Origin of the sequence: Varibaculum timonense, assembly GCF_027694345.1 — a bacterium.
GTDB classification, from domain to species: Bacteria; Actinomycetota; Actinomycetes; order Actinomycetales; family Actinomycetaceae; genus Varibaculum; species Varibaculum timonense_A.
This window is the reverse complement of the sequence record NZ_JAQEVU010000001.1, coordinates 283,645-303,105: the sequence shown is the minus strand read 5'-3', so window position 1 is coordinate 303,105 and position 19,461 is coordinate 283,645. Positions and strand designations below refer to the sequence as shown.

General features: G+C 49.3%; 18 protein-coding genes. 3 read left to right on the top strand and 15 right to left on the bottom strand.

The features are described 5' to 3' along the window. The first annotated feature begins 3 nt into the window (after positions 1-3). Positions 4-1,569, top strand: coding sequence for an aminopeptidase P family protein (locus PG728_RS01315; protein WP_270625282.1), 1,566 nt, complete (start codon positions 4-6; stop codon positions 1,567-1,569). Between the two features lie 35 nt (positions 1,570-1,604). On the opposite strand, the gene PG728_RS01310 is transcribed toward PG728_RS01315, so the two are convergent. The 10 genes from PG728_RS01310 to PG728_RS01265 all read right to left on the bottom strand — a co-directional run bounded on the left by PG728_RS01310 (position 1,605) and on the right by PG728_RS01265 (position 14,917). After that, complete coding sequence (locus tag PG728_RS01310) at positions 1,605-2,363, bottom strand: amino acid ABC transporter ATP-binding protein (protein WP_072509906.1); 759 nt, start codon at positions 2,361-2,363, stop codon at positions 1,605-1,607. Between the two features lie 5 nt (positions 2,364-2,368). Continuing rightward, the gene (locus tag PG728_RS01305; RefSeq protein WP_270625281.1) at positions 2,369-3,022 is read right to left on the bottom strand and encodes an amino acid ABC transporter permease; all 654 of its coding nucleotides are present in this window, start codon (positions 3,020-3,022) and stop codon (positions 2,369-2,371) included. A 108-nt stretch (positions 3,023-3,130) separates the two neighbouring features. Beyond that, a complete protein-coding gene (locus tag PG728_RS01300) occupies positions 3,131-3,934 on the bottom strand; it encodes an amino acid ABC transporter substrate-binding protein (protein WP_270625280.1) in 804 nt (267 codons plus the stop codon). Positions 3,935-4,131: 197 nt separating this feature from the next. Then, a complete protein-coding gene (locus tag PG728_RS01295) occupies positions 4,132-5,949 on the bottom strand; it encodes a dipeptide ABC transporter ATP-binding protein (RefSeq protein ID WP_072510744.1) in 1,818 nt (605 codons plus the stop codon). Positions 5,950-5,974: 25 nt separating this feature from the next. Further along, complete coding sequence (locus PG728_RS01290; RefSeq protein ID WP_072509909.1) at positions 5,975-6,922, bottom strand: ABC transporter permease; 948 nt, start codon at positions 6,920-6,922, stop codon at positions 5,975-5,977. Next, positions 6,915-7,841 (bottom strand): ABC transporter permease, encoded by a 927-nt coding sequence (locus tag PG728_RS01285; protein ID WP_270625278.1) that lies wholly within the window; start codon positions 7,839-7,841, stop codon positions 6,915-6,917. The genes PG728_RS01290 and PG728_RS01285 overlap by 8 nt, the downstream gene beginning before the upstream one ends. A 144-nt stretch (positions 7,842-7,985) precedes the next feature. Further along, a complete protein-coding gene (locus PG728_RS01280) occupies positions 7,986-9,671 on the bottom strand; it encodes a peptide ABC transporter substrate-binding protein (protein ID WP_072509911.1) in 1,686 nt (561 codons plus the stop codon). A 206-nt stretch (positions 9,672-9,877) separates the two neighbouring features. After that, entirely contained in the window at positions 9,878-11,395 is a 1,518-nt protein-coding gene (locus PG728_RS01275; RefSeq protein ID WP_456300834.1) for an amino acid permease, read from the bottom strand. A gap of 18 nt (positions 11,396-11,413) precedes the next feature. Next, positions 11,414-13,021, bottom strand: a complete 1,608-nt coding sequence (locus tag PG728_RS01270) for a peptide ABC transporter substrate-binding protein (protein WP_072509913.1) — start codon at positions 13,019-13,021, stop codon at positions 11,414-11,416. A gap of 195 nt (positions 13,022-13,216) precedes the next feature. Then, the gene (locus PG728_RS01265) at positions 13,217-14,917 is read right to left on the bottom strand and encodes a DUF885 family protein (protein ID WP_270625275.1); all 1,701 of its coding nucleotides are present in this window, start codon (positions 14,915-14,917) and stop codon (positions 13,217-13,219) included. Between the two features lie 133 nt (positions 14,918-15,050). Here PG728_RS01265 and PG728_RS01260 point away from each other — a divergent pair, with 133 nt between their 5' ends. Continuing rightward, positions 15,051-15,656, top strand: a complete 606-nt coding sequence (locus tag PG728_RS01260) for a class I SAM-dependent methyltransferase (protein WP_072509915.1) — start codon at positions 15,051-15,053, stop codon at positions 15,654-15,656. A 373-nt stretch (positions 15,657-16,029) separates the two neighbouring features. On the opposite strand, the gene PG728_RS01255 is transcribed toward PG728_RS01260, so the two are convergent. The 4 genes from PG728_RS01255 to PG728_RS01240 all read right to left on the bottom strand — a co-directional run bounded on the left by PG728_RS01255 (position 16,030) and on the right by PG728_RS01240 (position 18,439). After that, positions 16,030-16,398: a hypothetical protein gene (locus PG728_RS01255; protein WP_072509916.1), complete on the bottom strand. Its 369-nt coding sequence runs from the start codon at positions 16,396-16,398 to the stop codon at positions 16,030-16,032. A gap of 12 nt (positions 16,399-16,410) precedes the next feature. Further along, positions 16,411-16,800 carry a hypothetical protein gene (locus PG728_RS01250; RefSeq protein ID WP_270625274.1) on the bottom strand — a complete coding sequence of 130 codons (390 nt, stop codon included), beginning with the start codon at positions 16,798-16,800 and terminating at the stop codon, positions 16,411-16,413. 96 nt (positions 16,801-16,896) lie between these two features. Next, the gene (locus PG728_RS01245; protein ID WP_072509918.1) at positions 16,897-17,124 is read right to left on the bottom strand and encodes a HypC/HybG/HupF family hydrogenase formation chaperone; all 228 of its coding nucleotides are present in this window, start codon (positions 17,122-17,124) and stop codon (positions 16,897-16,899) included. Positions 17,125-17,185: 61 nt separating this feature from the next. Beyond that, positions 17,186-18,439, bottom strand: a complete 1,254-nt coding sequence (locus PG728_RS01240) for a nickel-dependent hydrogenase large subunit (RefSeq protein WP_270625273.1) — start codon at positions 18,437-18,439, stop codon at positions 17,186-17,188. A gap of 24 nt (positions 18,440-18,463) precedes the next feature. Between PG728_RS01240 and PG728_RS01235 the strand changes: the two genes are divergently transcribed. Then, entirely contained in the window at positions 18,464-18,820 is a 357-nt protein-coding gene (locus PG728_RS01235) for a hydrogenase maturation nickel metallochaperone HypA/HybF (RefSeq protein ID WP_072509920.1), read from the top strand. Between the two features lie 4 nt (positions 18,821-18,824). On the opposite strand, the gene PG728_RS01230 is transcribed toward PG728_RS01235, so the two are convergent. Next, positions 18,825-19,457 carry a hydrogenase maturation protease gene (locus PG728_RS01230; RefSeq protein ID WP_270625270.1) on the bottom strand — a complete coding sequence of 211 codons (633 nt, stop codon included), beginning with the start codon at positions 19,455-19,457 and terminating at the stop codon, positions 18,825-18,827. Positions 19,458-19,461: the final 4 nt, after the last annotated feature.

The window sequence follows — 19,461 nt, the reverse complement described above, 5'->3', positions numbered from 1 at the left end:
AGCATGGATAAAAATGTGAAGGCACAGGAAACTCAGCCCTTAAAAGACCGGGTAAATAACCGCTCTAGGCGAATTAACAGTCCGGCGTTTCGAGAGTTTATTGGCAGCGGCTGGGGGGAACGCAAAGATCCTCCCCCTACCCCTAGCCCCGCAAAAGACTATTTACCTCAGCGTTACCAAAAACTGGGAGCCGACTTCCGCGGGGAACGCCTAGTGATTCCTGCCGGAAATTACAAGGTTCGTTCTAATGATTGCGATTACCGTTTCCGAGCTCACTCGGCATTTGCGCACCTGACCGGGCTAGGCGGGGAACTACAGCCTGATGCCGCCCTGGTTTTGGAACCCCTAACCGATAAAGAGGGTACGCCCTTAGAGAATGCCCCCGACAATGCGGGCGCAGCTACCCACCGGGGCATCATATTTTTCCGCCCCCAAGCTGCGCGCAGCAGCGAAGAATTCTATGCCGATTCCACCTATGGTGAGTTTTGGGTGGGGCCGCGAATGACCCTTACCCAAATGGAGGCGGTCACCGGGCTGCAGGCGCGTCCTCTAGATACTCTGCCCGATCAATTAGCTAAAGATGCTGGTCTAGTGCAGCTGCGAGTAATTAGAAATGTTGATACTTCCGTGCAAGCGGCGGTAGAAAAAGTGCGCCAAGAAGCGGGGTTACCTGCCGGCGAGGACGCCAAAGCTATTGACGAGAAATTAGAAGAAGCCGCGTCAGTCTTACGGTTACAAAAAGATGACGCCGAGATAAAGGAACTTCAGCGGGCCGTAACTATCACTAAGCGCGGGTTTGAAGACATGATTCGCGCTCTACCTCGAGCCACCGGCCACCGACGCGGGGAACGCGTTATTGAGGGGGCGTTTGGGGCTAGGGCGCGCGAAGAAGGCAACGGTCTAGGTTACGACACTATTGCTGCTTCAGGAAATCATGCTAATACCTTGCATTGGATTGATAACGATGGTCAGGTTCGCGAGGGCGATTTGATTCTTATTGATGCCGGAGTGGAAGCCGACTCGCTCTATACTGCGGATATTACCCGCACTCTGCCGGTAAATGGCAAGTTCACCCCGGTACAGGCCAAGGTCTATAACGCGGTACTTGATGCCTGTGAAGCTGGTCTAGCGCAAGCTAATAAACCGGGGTGCCGCTTTAAAGATGTACATGATGCAGCGGTAGCTACTTTGGTTAAACATTTGGATTCCTGGGGGCTGCTGCCGGTTTCGGCGGAACAAACCTTATCTGAGGACGGCGGGGAATACCGCCGCTGGATGCCACACGGGGTTTCTCACCATTTAGGTTTAGATGTCCATGACTGTGCGCAGGCGGCTCGAGATATGTATATGGAGGCTCTCTTAGAGCCAGGAATGTGTTTTACCATCGAACCGGGACTCTATTTTCATCAGGATGATGAGCTTCTACCTGAGGAACTGCGAGGTATCGGGGTCAGGATTGAGGACGATGTGCTGGTAGAAAAGGACGGCAGCGTACGCCGCTTGTCGGAAGATATTCCCCGCACTATCGAAGATGTTGAAGCCTGGATGACGCGAGTGCAAGCAGGCTAAAGCGGTAAACGGCAAAACTAGCAGCTTTTAAGCTGTTAGTTTTGCCCCCGTAGTTTATTGAGGAACTGGCGGGTACGCTCCTGGGAAGGATTATGGATTAACTGTTTAGCGTCTCCGGATTCCAGTACCACTCCGTTATCAATAAAGAGGGCGCGATCAGCGACCTCGGCGGCAAACTCCATTTCGTGGGTCACAATTACCATCGTCATCTCTTCTGCTGCCAAAGAGCGAATAATCTGTAGGATTTCCCCAGTTAGTTCCGGATCTAAAGCCGAAGTAGGTTCATCAAAATAGAGCATCTTTGGTTTTAGAGCCAGCGCCCGGGCGATTGCCACCCTTTGCTGCTGCCCTCCAGATAACTCACCGGGATAAGCTAGTGCCTTATCCGCCAGGTTCATGCGTTCTAGTAGCTGTTTAGCCTGTGCATTGACCTTAACCGGGTCGCGTTTTTGTACCTTTATCGGAGCGTCAGTAAGATTTCTGAGCACTGTCCAATGAGGAAACAGATTAAAGTCTTGGAACACTAGCCCAAAATCGCGGCGAAACTCCCGTTCGTCGGCGCTAGAAACCTTAACTCCGTCCTCTTTCTTTAAGGCCTGTTTCCCAAAGTAACGAATCTCTCCGCTGTCCATTTGTTCTAGGAAAGTACAGCAGCGCAAAAGCGTAGATTTTCCAGAACCTGAAGGACCTAGAATCGCCAAAACTTCACCGGTATCTACGCTCAAGGACACGCCTTTTAGAACCTGATTAGTCCCAAAACTCTTTTCCATTCCTTTAATGCTTAGCGCTTCCATATCACTCACCTAATCTGATAACTACCCACACGTTTCTCAATCCGCTCCATCACTACCGCTACCACCAGGTTAAACACCCAGTAGAAAATACCGGCCGCCACAAAGGGAAGCATCGAAGCGCTGGCTGCAGCCTGCTGTTTCGCAATTGTAAACATCTCCGCGTAGGCAATCGCAAAAGCGAGCGACGTATCTTTTACCAGGGTGATTACCTCGTTAGTAATCGAAGGTAAGACCGTGCGGAACATTTGCGGCAATTTGATAGTCAAGAAAGTGCGCGCCGGAGAATACCCCAGGACAAAAGCAGCCTCAGATTGACCCAGCGGAATTGCTTGAAAACCTCCCCGATAGATTTCCGCAAAATATGCCGCATAGTTAATCGCAAACGCAATAATCACCGCACTAAAGCGATAAGTAGAACCGATTTGCACCCCAAATAGGAAAAAAGGACCAAAATAGACCACCAATAGCTGCAGCATTAAGGGGGTGCCGCGCATCACCGAGATATAGAACTGGATAAACCAAGCCAGAGGCTTAAACCGGCTGACTCTGCCGCCATAGACCGCCAAACCTAAAGGTAGGGAGAGTAACAGGGTGAGTGCGAAAATGATGAAAGTTTGTACCATACCACCGGCAAGTTCCGGTAAAAACGACAAATCCATATAACTCCCCTAGCTAGCGTTCGCGCTTTTGAAGAACCTATAAGGCAGACCTTGAATAATCACAGCTTTTGCGGCGTCTAAACAACGCGACGCTAAGCCCCCTTAAAATTAATCAGCGATTACCGACTTTTCCAGCTGGTACTTTTTCGCAATGTTCAAGAAAGTGCCATCTTTCTTCATTTCGTCCAAGGTCGTTTGTACCTGATCGCGTAGCGCCTGGTTACCTTGCTTAAAACCAATCGCATACTGCTCGGTGTGGAAAGGCGGATTCATAATCTGGAACTTATCCTTTCCGCGCTGTTCCAATTGGTACTGCGCCACCCCAATATCGACTGCAACCGCATCTGCTGCCCCTGCCTGGAGGGTCATAAAAGCATTGTTATAGTCGGGAACTTGGGTCATTTCTTTGAAACTAGCTACCAAATCCTTATTCTTCTCATCTTGCAAAGCGGTTAGACCGGAAGAATCTGCCTGGACTAAAACAGTTTTACCTTTCAAATCGGCTGTCGTTTTAATAGCCGAATCGGTTTTGGTCACGAATACTATCGAGTTATCTACATACGGCTTGGAAAACGTATAGTTATCCTCGCGCCCGTTCATGGTAAACCCATTCCAGATGCAATCGATAGTGCCGGATTTAAGTTCCATATCTTTGGAGTCCCAATCAATAGGACGTTTTTGCAGTTTCCAGCCGTTACGTTTTGCGACCTCGGCGGCTAAATCCAAATCGAAGCCCACGTATTCCCCGCCCTCTTTATAGCCATAGGGAGGAAAGTTTGCGTCAAAACCAACGGTAAACTCCTCGCCCTTAGCCTTAGTTTGCGAGGACGCTTTACCGTTTCCGGAGCAAGCGGCTAGACCACAGACCAAAGCTAGCAAGGTGATGGCAAGCAGCGTTTTCTTTAGCTTCATTTGAAATCTTCCTATCCTGGGGATAAACAAACCAACTAGAGTTTAGCAAATAGGCTAATCCTAGCTGGCGTAGCTACCTTTTTATCTCAGTAGGCAACACGAGAGTGGAAATAGTCCCCAAATAGACTAGAGGTTTACCAAAGCCTGGCGGGTGGGTAAAAGATTATTTTACGCGCCAATCGGAAAAATATCCCCAGTTAGCCCACCTGATAACCGGTACGAGCCTTGAGTAAATCCCCGCCAGGTACCGCCTCGATAAGTTCGCGGGTGTAATCCATTTTGGGATTCGCAAAAATCTCGTCCGCACTGCCATATTCGACCAGCTTGCCATGCTCCATTACCGCGATATCATCAGCGTTTTCACGAACTACTGCCAGGTCGTGGGTAATGAACAGATAGGTCAGCCCCAGTCTGCCTTGCAGCTCATTTAGCAAATGCAAGATTTGGTCTTGAACCAGAACGTCCAAAGCCGATACTGCCTCGTCTAGTACCACCAGTTCTGGGCGCAGCGCCAGAGCGCGAGCAATCGCTACCCTTTGCCGTTGTCCCCCCGAAAGTTCATTCGGGAAGCGCCGCATAGCGCTGCGCGGCAACGCTACCATATCAAGTAGTTTTGCTACTCGTTCTTCCCGAGATTTGCGGTTACCAATTTTGTGAATCCTCAAGGGTTCCTCAATGCAACGGTAAACCGAAAACATGGGGTCTAAAGAGCCGTAGGGATTTTGGAAAACTACTTGCATTTTGCGACATAGCGCGAAAAGCTGCTTTTTGTTCAAAGTTGAAAGGTCGATGCCTTCATAAAAGACTTTACCGCTAGTAGGGTCAAGCAGATTCAAAATCATGTTGGCAACAGTGGATTTACCCGAACCGGATTCTCCCACCAAGGCTAAGGTAGAGCCACGTCTAACTTTGAAAGAAACATCATCGACAGCGCGAAAGTTCTTTTTCTTGCCTTTCTGACCGCGAATCTCGAACTCTTTAACTAGATGATCTACCCGTATAACTTCGTCGCCTAAATGTTTAGCTAGGGGTTCTCCGCGCACATTGGTTCCCATAACCACCTGGTCTGAGCCTTTTTTAGCCGCTACCGCAACTGTAACATCCGCGCTGGTACGCGAGTCAATAGTTCCGGCTTGAGCCTCGCCCTCTTCGGGGGAATAGTCAATCTCGATTCGCTTTGAAGCTAGCGAGGGCGCAGCATCAACCAGGCGGCGAGTATAAGGATGCCGCGGATCGTTTAGAATATCGCGAGCAGGTCCAGATTCAACTACCCGTCCACGGTGCATTACTACCAGGTGAGAGGCCCGTTCTGCCGCCAGTCCCAAATCGTGGGTAATAAAGAGGAGCGCCGTACCGAGTTGTTTGATTTCCTTTTCCAGGTGATCGAGGATTTTCCGTTGCACGGTTACGTCCAGCGCACTGGTAGGCTCATCGGCAATCAACAGTTGGGGGGCAGCTGCCAAACCAATCGCGATTAAGGCTCGCTGACGCATACCACCCGAAAACTCGTGAGGATATTGCTTTGAACGAGCCTCAGCATCTGGGAGCCCGGCATCTTTTAATGCCTGCATCGCCTGTTCATGAATATCTTTATCTTTAGTAGCCTCGTTAAACTTTAGAGCTTCTTCAACTTGAGAGCCTATTTTCCAAACCGGGTTAAGGTTTGACATCGGGTCTTGCGGAACCATTCCAATTTGAGCCCCGCGTACCTGCTGCATTTCCTTGGCAGTCAGGGTAGTTAGCTCCCGCCCATCAAACTTTATGGAACCGCCAGAGACTCTCCCCGTCCCCGGTAGCAGTCCAATAATGGCAGCCGCTAGGGTTGATTTCCCTGACCCTGATTCGCCTACAATCGCAACGGTTTGTCCCCGGTAAAGCGTCAAATTTGCTTTGCGCACCGCCGGGACTACCCCGGTAGTGGAACGGAAAGTAACCTCTAAATCTTTTACTTCCAACAGGGGTGAGGGCGCAGCGGCAGTATTCCTATACATTTCATCACCCGCGTCTTTAGGCATAGTATCAATCTTTGGCTCGGTCATATTATTGTTTCCTCTGGTTCGGATCGAGCGCGTCGCGTACCACGTCGCCCATCATAATGAAGCTCAAAACCGTCATTGCCAGGGCAATCGATGGTAAGAACAGCACCATCGGAGCTACCCGCAGTTGCGCCTGAGCAGTCGAAATATCTCCGCCCCAAGAAACGATGGAGGACGGTAGACCAATCCCCATAAAGGATAGCGTTGCTTCCGCCACGATAAAGGTGCCCAGCGCCACGGTAGCGTAAACAATCACCGGTGCCGCCGCATTAGGCAAAATATGCCGAAGCAGAATCTTTATATCCGAAACCCCTAGAGTACGAGCCGCGGTTACGTATTCTTCATTCTTGATAGACAACACCGCTCCGCGACTAATACGTGCAATTTGTGTCCACCCGAAGATTCCTAAAACAATCACTACCATCCAGATGGAACGATGTTCCTTGAACATCTGCATAATCACGATGGCAGCTAAAACCATGGGGATAGCAAAGAAGATATCTACAATTCGGGAGAGGATGGCATCTAGAATACCGCCGAAATACCCGGCCAGTGACCCAAATATTACCCCGATTACCGTAGCAGTCAGGGTAGAGAAAATCCCAACCGCGATTGAAGCACGTGCACCGTAAATAATCCGGGAATAAAGGTCGCAGCCTTGCTTATCAAACCCGAAAATATGCCCCTTGGTCGGCCCTTTAATGGAATTCTCTAAGGTGCAATACGCGGGATCTTGAGAGGTGAATAGCTGGGGTACAAGTGCCATTAGCACCGCAATCACGATGATGGTAGCTGCAACCCAAAATAGTGGTCGCTTTCGCAGCTGTTTCCAGGCTTCTCCCCATACCGAGGAGGGAGCTGATTCATCAGCTACTGCATCTACAGCGCCCAGACCGGTTTCATCAACTTTATTTACGTAATGTTCTTGTCCGGGAAGTTTTTGGTTACTCATAGCGAATCCTCGGATCTAGTACAGCATATAACAGGTCTACGAGCAGATTAGCCACAATATAGACCAGAACCAGAACGGTGGTAATAGAAACTACGGTAGCAGCTTCACCACGTAAAATAGCTTGGTAAAGGGTGCCCCCTACTCCGTTAATAGCGAAAATACCCTCGGTGACGATTGCTCCGGTCATCAGAGACCCCAGGTCTCCACCTAGGAAAGTGGCTACCGGAATCAGGGAGTTGCGCAGCACGTGATGGGTCATAACCCGGCTTTCGGGAATACCTTTAGCTCGAGCAGTACGAACATAATCCGCCGTGAGGTTTTCGGATACTTCTTGACGCGTTAAGCGAATAACGTAGGCACAAGAAACCGCGCCCAGCACTATCGCGGGCATCAATAAAGACTGGAAACTAACGTTACTGCCCACTGTGGTGGGTAGCCAACCCAGTTTTACCCCAAAGAGGAATTGAAACAGAAAACCGATAACAAAGGTGGGAACAGCAATTACTACCAGAGAAAGCACTAGCACGGTAGAATCAAAGAGTTTTCCTTTTTTGCGACCGGCGAGAAAACCGAACACGATACCGATAACTGCTTCAAAGAAGATAGCCATGAAAGCTAACTGAATCGTTACCGGGAAAGCGCCAGCCATCACGTCTATTACTTCCAGCCCGGAGAATGTCTTTCCAAAGTCTAAAGTCAATATCCCCTTTAGATAGAGCAAATACTGCATCCAAAGCGGCTTATCCAGGTTGTACTCTGCCCTAATCTGGGCAGCGACCGAGGGGGGAAGTCCTTTGTCGCCGCCTAATGCCTGTACCGGATCGCCCGGCATGGCATAGACCATGGCGAATATCAGGAACGTTGCCCCAAAGAATACCGGGATCATCTGAAGTAGACGACGCCCTATGTATCTGAGCATAGGTATCTCCTTATCAATAAGCTGCCTTTTACTCTATCGTGATATTTGATTGAGGAAAAAATAAATCTGGGGGCGGCGATAAGAAATCACCGCCCCCAGAGGATTATTTGCTGCTACAGTAGCCAGTTCGACTAGAACTAAAGACTACTTAGCGTTCTTGGTAATCTCGTAGTAAACCGGCTCACTCTTCCAGTTGAAGGCAACATTGGAAACGTTGTCTTTGTTCCACACCCCTACTACGTTGGAGTTCCACAGCGGGATAGCCGGGAGATCGGTAAACAAAATACTTTGAGCTTCAGCAAACTTCATGTCTTGCTCATCTCCCACCGGAAGTTTCGCAATATCAATCATCAGTTTGTTGAACTGCTCGTTATTGTATTTACCGTCGTTAGAGTTTCCGTTCTTGGAGTAGAGCGGTTCCAAGAAGTTACTCATACCGGGGTAATCTGCCTGCCAACCAGAACGGAATGCACCTTTAATGGTTTGCTTGGTGATGGCATCGCGCAAGCCTTTGAAATCAGGGAACGCTTCCCCTTCGGCTTTAATGCCCAGGTTATTCTTTAGCTGGTTAGCGACTGCGTCTACCCAATCTTTGTGGGAAGAATCGGAGTTGTAACCAATGGTAAAGGTGTCGTCATACTTAGAGATGGCATCGGCTTTTGCCCACAGTTCTTTTGCCTTGGCTTTATCGAACTTTAGGACTTCGCCTCCCTTGGTCTGTTTCATTACCTTTTCATAGTTAGGCATAGACGGAGAGGTGAAGTCTTTGGCCGGTACCCTGGTGTCTTGGAAGATGGTCTTGCAGATAGTCTCGCGATCGATTGCGTAAGCGATAGCTTGACGACGCAGACGACCTTCCTCGTCCATTCCGAAGTGCTTTATCCGATCGGGAATGGTGAAAGACTGGAAAATAGCTACTGGCTGATTAGCGTTAGATTCCGGGAAATCAGATTTGAAAGTGCTGAAGGCAGCGGCAGGTAAATCATCAAGCACGTCCAGCTGACCAGATTGCACATCGGCATAGGCAGCATCAGACTTCAGATAAATCTTGAAAGTAAGCCCGCCATTCTTTGCCTGGCGCGGACCAGAATAGTTTTCGTTCTTTACCAGTTCGATGGATTCCTTGTGCTTCCAGCCTTTATCTTTAAGGGTGTAAGGACCGGAAGTAACGGTTGGGTTATCTCCGAACGCTTTCATATCCTTGAACGCCACATCAGGAAGAGGCGCATAAGCGGAGTATCCCAGGCGCAGCGCAAAGTCAGAAGTCGGCTGGTTCAAAGTAATTTGGAAAGTATAGTCATCAATCTTCTTTAGCCCCGACAGCTCCGGTACATCGGGTGCCTGCGCACCTGCTTTTGTAGGACCGGCAGTAAAGCCTTTAATGACCTCGAAGAAAGAAGAGGCCAACTGAGCGTTCTTGGGGTTGGCTCCATAGTTCCAAGCTTTGATGTAGTTGTCAGCCTTAATCGGGGAACCATCAGAGAACTTGGCATCTTTCTTTAGCTTAACGGTCCAAACTACCTGATCGCTCGACTCAACCGATTCGGCGAGTTCATTCTTTGCTTCTCCGGTCTTGGGCTCGTAGTAAACCAGTCCAGAGAAAAGAGCGTCAAGGACGCGACCGCCACCGGTCTCATTGGTTGAGGTAGGAATCAGAGGGTTCTGAGGTTCTACAGTGTTTACAGTGATAATTCCTTTGTCATCTGCTTTTGCGGCTGAGCCGCCGTTGCTGCTTCCACAACCGGCCAGAGCCAGGGAAAGAGTAACAGCAGAAGCAAGGGCTAATGCGCCCCGTCGTTTCACTATTGCCTCCAAGAGTGTTGTTTGCATTTTTTAAGCTGACTAATCAGCGAAAATCGCTCTCACGATTACAGCTCAATATAGCACTTCAATTATTTTTAATAAATTTTCAAGGATTCCTTAAGACAGATTTGCATAATGCCGCATTTACTTCCTAAACCGGATTATGAAACGTTTACCTGCCAGATAAAATCCATAAACGTCCTTTAAATAGCCAAAAATCTAAATCTCGCGAACTAGACATGACGGGACAAATCAGCCTCACGGGGATTAACCGCCCGGGAACGGGTAACTAACTTGTGACCGCCCCACAGAGCCAAGAAGAAAAGCAAGCCAATATAGATAGCCAGGAAGTTCATAATCGAGAACTCGCCGGTAATCACATCTAAGGATTGCCCTACTACTACCACCGCACACATAATCAAAGCGATAATCGGACCTGCCGGATAGAAAAGCGCCTTATAGGGCAAATCTGCCACGTCCTTACCTTGAGCTTTATAGGCACGCCGGAAACAATAATGAGACCAAGCAATCCCCATCCAAGTGATAAACCCAGCCAATCCGGAAGCATTAACCAGCCAAACATATACCTGACCAGTGCCCACCCTCGAAGTTGCAAAACAAAGTGCCCCCACCAAGGTGGTTGCGATCAAAGCCATGATCGGCACCCCATGCCCCGTTAGCCGAGCAAAAATCGCCGGTGCTTTCTTTTCTTTAGCCAAAGAATAGAGCATCCGCGTAGCGACATACATCCCAGAGTTACCGGCAGAAAGAATTGAAGTCAGGATTACCGCATTCATAACCCCCGCTGCAATTGCTATTCCCGCACGTTCAAACAGTAACGTAAATGGAGACTTCGTTACCGCCTCGGTAAAGCCTTGGGCTGTGTCAGAATCGGCGTTGGCTCCCTGCAAGAGGGCGGGATCGGTGTAGGGAATCAGAAAAGCAATCACCGCGATGGCTCCGATATAGAACAATAAAATCCGCATGAACACTGCGCGAGTTGCCCGGGGAACATTCTTTTCCGGATCTTCAGTTTCACCCGCAGCAATCCCAATCATTTCGGTGCCTTGGAAAGAGAAACCGGCAATCATGAACACCCCCATGATTCCCCAAAAACCGTGGACGAAAGGAGCATCCCCGGTCGTAAAGTTAGTTAATCCAGGGGATTTACCACCGAGAATACCCAAAACCATCAAGAGACCTAGAGCCAAAAATACAATCACCGTTACTACTTTGATAGAGGCAAACCAGAACTCTGATTCCCCAAATCCCCGCACGGTAAAGGCATTGAGCACAAACAAAATAAGTAAGAATACTAATGACCACACCCAAGCAGGCACCACTGATTCCGGAAACCAGTACTGCATGACGATAGTCGCTGCTACCAACTCGGCAGCTACAGTAATCGCCCAGTTATACCAATAGTTCCACCCCTGGGCAAAACCAAAAGACTTGGAGACATAACGGGTAGCGAAAACCTCGAAAGCGCCTGAAGTGGGACAATAGGTAGCCATTTCCCCGAGCGATTGCATCAAGAAGAAAACCATTACCCCAATTGCCCCATAGGCAACTAATGCACCCCCAGGTCCTGCCCCGGTAATGGTTCCTCCGGAAGCTACAAATAGCCCGGTACCGATGGCGCCGCCGATGGCAATCATATTTAGATGCCGCGCTTTTAATTTCCGTTGCAGCTGCGCAGTGGAAGCACCTGAATTAGCGTTACTACTATCAGGGATTTCATTAGTGACCACTGTTTTCCTCCGATTGAATTAATTCTTAGTAACCTTATGGAAAGCTACCGCACCTTTCCAATCAGAGGTCACGTTGCCCACATTCTGACTAAATCCGATGTTTGAGCTGGGAGACCATAGCGGTATGGAAGGCAGATCCGCTAGCAGCAGAGTTTGTGCCTGTTGATAGAGTTTTCCAGCCTCTTTAGCTGTATCTGCCGCCTGCGCCCTCGTCAAAAGTTCGGCATACGCGGGATTGTCATATCCCATTTTGTTACCATTACCGCCCTTTACATAGCGCCCTGCCAAGAGATTATTTGGGGAAGGATACCCCATTGACCAGCCCATCCGGAAGGGACCGGTAAAGGAATGTTGATCCATCATTTCTAATAGGGTCTTGAAATCCGGCTGAGGATCGCCGACTGCTTTAATCCCCAGGGCATTCGACAACTGGTTACAAACTGCATCCACCCAGGGCTGGTTAGATTGGTTTGAATTGTAGGTGATTTTAAGCTCCCCTTGCCAAGGGCTGATTGCATCAGCGGCTTCCCAAGCTTTTTTCGCGGCAGCTTCGTTATATTGCAAAACCTTAGTAGCCTCGCCACTGTCTATGTGTCCGAGAATTTGTGGTGGCAAAAAATCGCTGGCTGCCTTACGAGTGCCATAAAAAATGCTTTTTATTATTTGTTCACGGTTAATTGCTTGCGAAATTGCTTGACGCCGCAGTTTTCCCTCTTCCCCAGAAAAATGTTTCGTCTGATAATCAATATCGAGAGTCTGCATCCCGGCTTGAACCGCGTTAGTAGTTCGGTTTCCTAAATCTTTTTTTACGTTGGGAAGTTCTCCGTCGGGAATCTGATCTAACACATCAAGATTTCCAGAAAGAAGATCTTGGTAAGCAGCGGAAATATCTGCATAAATCTTTAGTTCCAGTCCGTCATTTACCGCTTGGCGCGGGCCGCGATAACTGGTGGACTTATCTAGTAGTATTCGACTGGAAGACTCCCATTTAGCCAAAGTGTACGGACCATTCCCCACTGGTTTTTGCCCAAACTCTTTCTTTATCTTTCCTTGGTCATCAAAAGCTGAATCTGGGAGCGGATAAAAGCCGTTGATTCCTAAACGGTTAGAAAAGTCAGCTACCGCTCGCTTCAATTTGATAGTTATTTTGTAATCATCGTTGGCCATTACCCCGCTCAGATTCCCGGTACCGTCCTCCTCTGCTCCCTCAATTGCTTCAAAGGCGGTGGTGGCTCCCAGTTTTTGCGCAGCAGAGGCTTTCCAGGCGCGCACATAGTTTTTAGCTAGCACCGGAGTACCATTAGAAAACTTGCGGTCAGTATTCATCTGGATTGTCCAGGTTTTATGGTCAGGAGAATCTGTAATCTCGCGCGCCACATCATTTACCACTTTTCCCTGCTCGTCGTAGGTAACTAGACCGGCAAAGAGCAAATCAATAACTTTGATACCGGCATCATCATCAGCGGCAGCGGGGATAAGTCCACGAGCAGGTTCTTCCCCGTTAATGGTTACCCGGTTTACTGCGTTTTCTTCGGCATTATTGGAGCTACAAGCGCTTAATCCCCCCATAGCGATAACTGCTGATAGCAGAGTTACTAAAGAGATAAACCGAGAGCGGATATTCATTTCTTACCTTTCAAAACACCAAAATTATTAACCTAATGATACTTAGTTATTACTGCTATCTGCTATTTTATGCCCTACTATCAAGCTGGTGCAGTACCTAAGACTATTGCGTCTGTCTAGGATTTACGGTTCAAGCTGATTATTTTGTTAATGAGATATTTCAAGATAGCTTACGCCACACACCTTAAAATCGTCTTATCCCTCTTTTTTCATGGTGACTGCTTTGCGGATAACCTCAAAATGTACTGCTCCTGTTGGAGAAATAGTTCGCATAAAATCAGCAAAACCTTTCCCACCGGCTCTTTGGAACTGATTATAGGTTTCGTGCCACCTTCGCCAGCCATACCAGGGAGCTATGCTCAAGGCGGGAATCCCCAGGTAACGCTGTCGCAGTAGCTGCTGATTCCACGGTCCTCCGGGTTTTTCTCTAAGGTAGGCGATGGCTTTATGAAGTGTCCAAAGTGATTTTCCTTGCCCCTGCTGCCCATATAGCTGTAAATCCGCTAACGCTAAAGCTATGAACCGAGTAATACGTTCTATGATTTCCAGCTGAATTTCGCTGGGAATCTCCCACAGTTTTGGCGCCATTTCCAGGGCGAAAAGATTCCAACCCAAGTTTGTGGCGGGCAGGTTAGCTCCTACCCGAGTAAACAGGTTGTTTCCATAGGTTTCTCGTACCCGAGAATACAGATGGGCTCCAGGGATTCCTTTCTCGAAAGCCGCCAGAACAAAATAGGCATCATCAATTTCGCAGAAAGCATCGAAAGCGTTACCGCAAATAGCTGTTACATCTTCCCCGCCCACACCAGCATGAGGCGCACGGGTGAGCGCACATTTGCGGGACGTGCCTCGCGAAGAGGGAGACAACCCAATCCCGGTTGGATAGTACGGGTGCATTAAGACACCATGCGGATCATTTTCCCAACGTAGGGGGAAGTACTCGGGGCTAGCTAAGGCCGCTAGCTGGGAATCAACCTGCTGACTAAAAGCATCGGTCGCGTCCTCTATCGCCCAGTTCAATACCTCGAACCCGTCAGAGATTTCTAGGCTAGATAGCCGATTCGCCCGATTTCCCCCCAATTTGCTTAACAGTTGGTCACGTTGGGCACCTAAACGCACTAAATCTGCACTAGCCTCTGCATATAGTTCACTGGGGTTAAGGTCGCTCACCCCTACGCTTTTAAGGGAAATAAAATAGGAGTGCGGATCTACCGGACCGATTGGTGAGCAGGCTGACATAATTTCTTGTTTCAAGAAGCTAGCCATATCTGCGAATGCGTCCTGCGCGGTAGCTTTTGCGCGTGCTAGAGCGCGCCTGCCCATTGGGGAAAGATGAGCCAGTTCCATCTTGCTACGTTTTCCCTGATAAATATCATGACCAGGGTCAGCGAGTAGCAACGCTTGTTCCAGTACCTTTTCCAAAACTTCCTGGGGAAAAGCATATCCGCGATTCTTCGATTCGCGCATAGTGGTTTTTAATCCCGTGAACGCCTGGGGAAGCGCCAGAAACCTCCTAGTCAGATTCCCCACTCCCACCTCGGTGGTTACGTCCATGAGTTTGAAACCCTCTGCTATCACCGGGATTGGCGAGTTAGTGCCACTAATCTCGGACTCTAGGAAACCAGCTTCAAACTTTTCTTGTTCTGCTTGGGCATAAAGGGTAAATCCTTGCGCCTCTTGTTTCTCGCGGAGACTAGCTTTTGGTGTCCTAGCTATGCGCGCCAAAGTGTCTTTACGCAAGTTGTAGCGTTCTGAGATACCGGGAGGTGAATAATCTGGGAGCATAGCATCGTAGCCGGATATTCCCCACTCGGTAGCTTTGAAAGGGTCAATACGGGCATAAGCGGTGATGTATTGGTTCAGCACGGTGTCGATTTGCTTAATATCAGTTTCCACCCTGCTCTCCCCGGTTTTCCTTTCCCGCTTTCATTGTCTTATCTGAGTTCTTTTCTTAGCTTAACAGTGAGGCCATAAGACCGATAGTATTGCGTGTACACATTATCTACGTAAAACCAATAGTCTTAAGGTAATGGAACAATATTTTACGGACAAACAGGTGGCTGCGCCGAGTGAGCGCAATAGGATTAAAGTATCGCTTGCGGGTAGGGAACTGCTTTTAGAGGGCGCGGCGGGGGTTTTCTCGTCCCGCCACTTGGATAAAGCTACCGAGATTTTATTGGCAAACGCACCTATACCTCCTAAAAATGGGACTTTTTTGGATTTAGGATGCGGCTGGGGACCTCTGGCAATCTCCTTGGGGATTTTGAGTCCCGCCGCACAGGTTTTGGCGGTAGATGTGAATGAGCGCGCCCGGGATCTTACCCGAACCAATGCTAGGCGGGCAGGAGTAGCTGTTCAGGTGGAATCTCCCGAGAAGATTCTTACAGCCGTAAAAACTGCCGGAGGACTTGACCTCATCTGGTCAAACCCCCCAGTTAGGATTGGAAAAAAGCACCTCCAACAGTTACTGCTAACCTGGTTGCCACTGTTAAAACCGGGCGCCGAAGCCATTTTGGTGATGGGAAAGAACCTGGGCGCAGATTCGATGCAAAAGTGGCTGTGTACGCAAGGCTTCCCTACCCGTCGCCTCGCTTCTAAAAAAGGTTTTCGTCTGCTTGCGGTTTCCCCTGCATAGCTAAACGAGCGCAAATAACGCTCTCTGGGACGATGAGGAACCCAGATAAAGGCGCGGGGAATAACTTTTATCCGAGTGGGCGCGGTGGGCATAAGAATTCGGAAAACGTCGCTACGTTTGCCGAATTCTTGGGCGGGAGGAAAAAGTTATTCCCCGCGCTACTAGCTATCTAATCAAAGCGAATGCCTATACAAGCTTTTCAGCCAGATTATCAGGGGTGGGAGGAAACAGGCATCCCCCGCGTTCATGAGCTACAGCAGTTATAACTAAACGCGGGCAGATACTTTTAACAAGTATCTGCCCGCACAGTTATGTAGTCTTTAGCTATTTAGGAAGTATTCCCCTATCCCTGTTGGGAAAATTGCTAAAACAGTTAGTGGGAAACCGCTAATTCCTTCGCCTCTATGGCACTATCGCTGTGCATAGCCGATTCTTGCTGGGCAAGAACTTGGCTGCGCACTCCCCGGGGGTCTTTCACAATCAGGTAGACAACCCAGATAACGCCACCCAGCGCCACTACGGATAGCCCGAGATAGGAATCATGCAGCATATCGAGAGGGGCAGGAGTGAAAACTTCTGTGCCGGCTTCGAGATATTCCGCAAGTAAATCAACCATCCACATTAGGGATGCTCCCCAGTACATCCAACACAGCAGGTCTAGACGCATTTTTGATTTAGGGGCACGAGCATACCAACACGCGGTTGCGATGATTGCCGCAAAAAGAGTTATTAGTAAAGTCACGAGAAAGCTCCTTTAAGCTGCGTTTGCTTCAGTTGCAACCCGGTTGCGGCGCTCGGTAGCACGAATCAAGGCTAGACCTACGCCCCAAACTACGGTAACCAATAGCGCCATGCCGACCCCCACAGTGCCCATTTCAAAGAGCATCTGTTGGGCAGTTGAACGCTCAGTCAGTGCCGATAGGAACGGGAAAAAAGGAATCACTTCGCCGTGCCACAGATGCTCAAAAGCAAGCAGTACAGCTCCGCCCCACAAAAGATTAGTTAGCCAAGTCAGCTTACGAACTAAATCTAGCGAACGCTGAGCACCTTCGGTAGAGCCACCAGCTTCTGCCTTCTTCGCGATATGTTTCTTAGCAACTGTTAGCGCTGCTGCTTCCACAGTTGGAACAATAAAACACGCCATAATGACTCCTTTAATTATCTATCTAGTTCGAACTTAGTCTAACAGACATCTTAATCGTGACCGCGGTAACTTTAAATCTAAAAACCCGAAATTGGGTTAAGAAATCATTCCCAAATCCCGCCAGGTGTCCAGCGATTCTTTGGCTTCCTCAGCGGTTAAAAGATTCATTGCGAAACCATTTTGAATCAGGACATAGTCCCCTACCTTAGCTTCGGGAACATATGCCATACAGGCATCTTGAACCTGTCCCGCCACATCGATTCGTCCCATCGGCATTAGACCCGGCTCTATCGATAGAATCTTGCAGGGAACCCCCACACACATGGCTTACTTCCTTTCCCTAGACAGTTCCCAGTTCTCTAAACCCTAAAATCCCTCACGTCCTCTAAACGTTATCAACTTTCAGCCCCATCTGACCGCTGGGCGCGGAACTGAGGGGCAGACAGGGGTCAGCTTCTCGAATAGATTCTTCCAGCGCCCCCTGGGTTTGTGCCCCGTCAAGCGCAATGGCTTGGGTTAATAACTGTGCAAGCCATGGCTCATTTTGTGCAGTGGGAGTAAGGATAGTTGCCTGAGTAATCATTCCTTCCATATCAGTGGCATAGGTATGCGCCAAGATTCCTCTAGGCCCGTCCACCAGACCGCTGGCTTGTCCGCCGCTAAATTTCACCTGCCGCCCTGCCGTGTGCTCCTCAGAATTTACCTGCCCTACCAGGCGCGATAGCTGTTTAACAAGCTCAGTAGTTCTTTCTAGAAGATGTAAGGTTATTATCGCCCGAGCAGGTTGCGCGTTGCGACTTTCTGCCAGCCAGCGTTCTTGTGCCGCTGCTGCCTTAGGGCTAGGAAGAGTACCGATAGAGAGCTGGCTTACTGGACCTACCCGGTATCGCCCCTCATTTACTCCCAATGCTCGCAGATAAGGACGCGGAGCAGGAGTGTGCGGGTTTTCCTCTCTGATACGCTCATTCCATTTCGAGAAAGAAAACTCGTCAATGATTTTTTGTTCGAGAACCACCCTAACCCGAGTACCAAAAACATCCGGGTTTGCGTCCTCGTTAATCAATGCCACCTCTGAGCCAGAAAAAGCATCAGCTAAGCGGGATTCCTTAGATAATCTAAAGGCCAGGTCACATAATTCTTCAGCGGCTTCAATTGCATCCGGCAGGGCTTCATCCAGGTTTTTTAAAGCTTTCAGTTCCGGCAAGGCACGCACCCCGCCGGGAAGGGCGCTAACTGGGAAATGACCGGGAGAACCCGCTGCTACCAGCATTTTTTTCGCTACCAATCTAATCGCTATTCCCGCATCCCTATCTTGCATCAAGAAACGTAGCGAATGGGTTTGCACAATCGAACCATAATGCAGTAAACGGCGAGTAAGTTCTGCCGCTTTGGACAGCGGCTCGCTTTGGCTGAGCACATCAAGGGCACGCATACCAGCCAAATGATGTGCCACCGGGCAAATCCCGCACAAATGCTCGGTCATTTTCAGCGCTTCCAGGGCAGATTTTCCCACCAACATTGCATCAACGCGAGGAAGTCCTTGCAAATCAAAACGCGCCTGGGATTGTCCTTGCCGGTCTTTGGAAACTACTACCCGTCCTTCTAGGGGATCAATAATCTCGTCAAGGTTGATTTTCATGAATCTCCTCAAGAAAATGAATATATGCATGAACTTGGGCTATTAACTTCGGTAGTGGCGGCGGTTGAAAAAGCAGCCGCTGACGCTGATTATCAGGTTACCCGAGTTAAAAAAGTCTCGCTAAATGTGGGGGCTATGTCAGGTGCTATCCCCCAGGCTCTTTACGGCTCGTGGCCCATAGCCAAGGCTCAAACTATCTGCGAAAGCGCTGAACTGGAAATTAATCCCATCCCAGCCAGTGTTTATTGTCCAAAATGCCAGCGAGAAGTCGAGATAGATGAGTTCTTTGCCCTGCTTTGTCCAAAATGCCAAACCCCAACCGCGAACCTTACCCATGGTCGCGAGTTTGATATCTCCTGGGTTGAGTGGGATAAGGAATAGACAACTACGGGGAAAGCCAAGAGTCAAGAATCTGGGCGGCATAAGCAGTAGCCTGCTCAATCCCGCTGCTAGCTGCCGAGGTTAAACCCAAATGCAGATTGACGTCCTCACTAACTACCCCTACTACTTCGATTACGCGAGGTTCTTTGCCCGTAAGCCGGGCGGAAGTGAGAATATCTAGTAGACCTACCTGGTGAGGAGACATTTTCATCGAAAGCAAGCGCGGCACATGATCCCCACTCAAATGGAGCGCCTGACCGGGAATACGCCCTGCACCGGCTGCTACCGAATCCAATATCAGTAAATTCTCGGATTCTTGAACAACGGGAACCAGCTCCATTCCCCCCGTTCCGCCCTCTAAAAGAGCTAGTTCTCCTCGACTAATCGCCTCTTGCCAACTGGGGCGAACGCTCAGCAGTTTACGCAACTGCTTTAAAATCTCTAGCCCGATTCCATCATCACCCATGATTGGGTTACCAACTGCAAGAACCGTATATTGGCTTCCTGCCCAGCCCTTACCGTCCACCCTGGAGAAATCCGGTAGAGGGCGGTCAGCTGCAGCTATAGTGGCCCCCTCTGCCGGTTTCCGCAAAGAAACAGACGGGGAGGACGCGGGTAACTGTTCACCTTTAATCATTAGA

What these genes read in the sequence shown, in the direction of transcription:
- PG728_RS01230 (WP_270625270.1), bottom strand. Translation starts at nt 19,457, where the DNA reads ATGATTAAAGGTGAACAGTTACCCGCGTCCTCCCCGTCTGTTTCTTTG.
- PG728_RS01290 (WP_072509909.1), bottom strand. Translation starts at nt 6,922, where the DNA reads ATGAGTAACCAAAAACTTCCCGGACAAGAACATTACGTAAATAAAGTT.
- PG728_RS01300 (WP_270625280.1), bottom strand. Translation starts at nt 3,934, where the DNA reads ATGAAGCTAAAGAAAACGCTGCTTGCCATCACCTTGCTAGCTTTGGTC.
- PG728_RS01260 (WP_072509915.1), top strand. Translation starts at nt 15,051, where the DNA reads ATGGAACAATATTTTACGGACAAACAGGTGGCTGCGCCGAGTGAGCGC.
- PG728_RS01280 (WP_072509911.1), bottom strand. Translation starts at nt 9,671, where the DNA reads ATGCAAACAACACTCTTGGAGGCAATAGTGAAACGACGGGGCGCATTA.
- PG728_RS01295 (WP_072510744.1), bottom strand. Translation starts at nt 5,949, where the DNA reads ATGCCTAAAGACGCGGGTGATGAAATGTATAGGAATACTGCCGCTGCG.
- PG728_RS01235 (WP_072509920.1), top strand. Translation starts at nt 18,464, where the DNA reads ATGCATGAACTTGGGCTATTAACTTCGGTAGTGGCGGCGGTTGAAAAA.
- PG728_RS01310 (WP_072509906.1), bottom strand. Translation starts at nt 2,363, where the DNA reads ATGGAAGCGCTAAGCATTAAAGGAATGGAAAAGAGTTTTGGGACTAAT.
- PG728_RS01305 (WP_270625281.1), bottom strand. Translation starts at nt 3,022, where the DNA reads ATGGATTTGTCGTTTTTACCGGAACTTGCCGGTGGTATGGTACAAACT.
- PG728_RS01285 (WP_270625278.1), bottom strand. Translation starts at nt 7,841, where the DNA reads ATGCTCAGATACATAGGGCGTCGTCTACTTCAGATGATCCCGGTATTC.
- PG728_RS01240 (WP_270625273.1), bottom strand. Translation starts at nt 18,439, where the DNA reads ATGAAAATCAACCTTGACGAGATTATTGATCCCCTAGAAGGACGGGTA.
- PG728_RS01250 (WP_270625274.1), bottom strand. Translation starts at nt 16,800, where the DNA reads ATGGCGTGTTTTATTGTTCCAACTGTGGAAGCAGCAGCGCTAACAGTT.
- PG728_RS01245 (WP_072509918.1), bottom strand. Translation starts at nt 17,124, where the DNA reads ATGTGTGTGGGGGTTCCCTGCAAGATTCTATCGATAGAGCCGGGTCTA.
- PG728_RS01315 (WP_270625282.1), top strand. Translation starts at nt 4, where the DNA reads ATGGATAAAAATGTGAAGGCACAGGAAACTCAGCCCTTAAAAGACCGG.
- PG728_RS01270 (WP_072509913.1), bottom strand. Translation starts at nt 13,021, where the DNA reads ATGAATATCCGCTCTCGGTTTATCTCTTTAGTAACTCTGCTATCAGCA.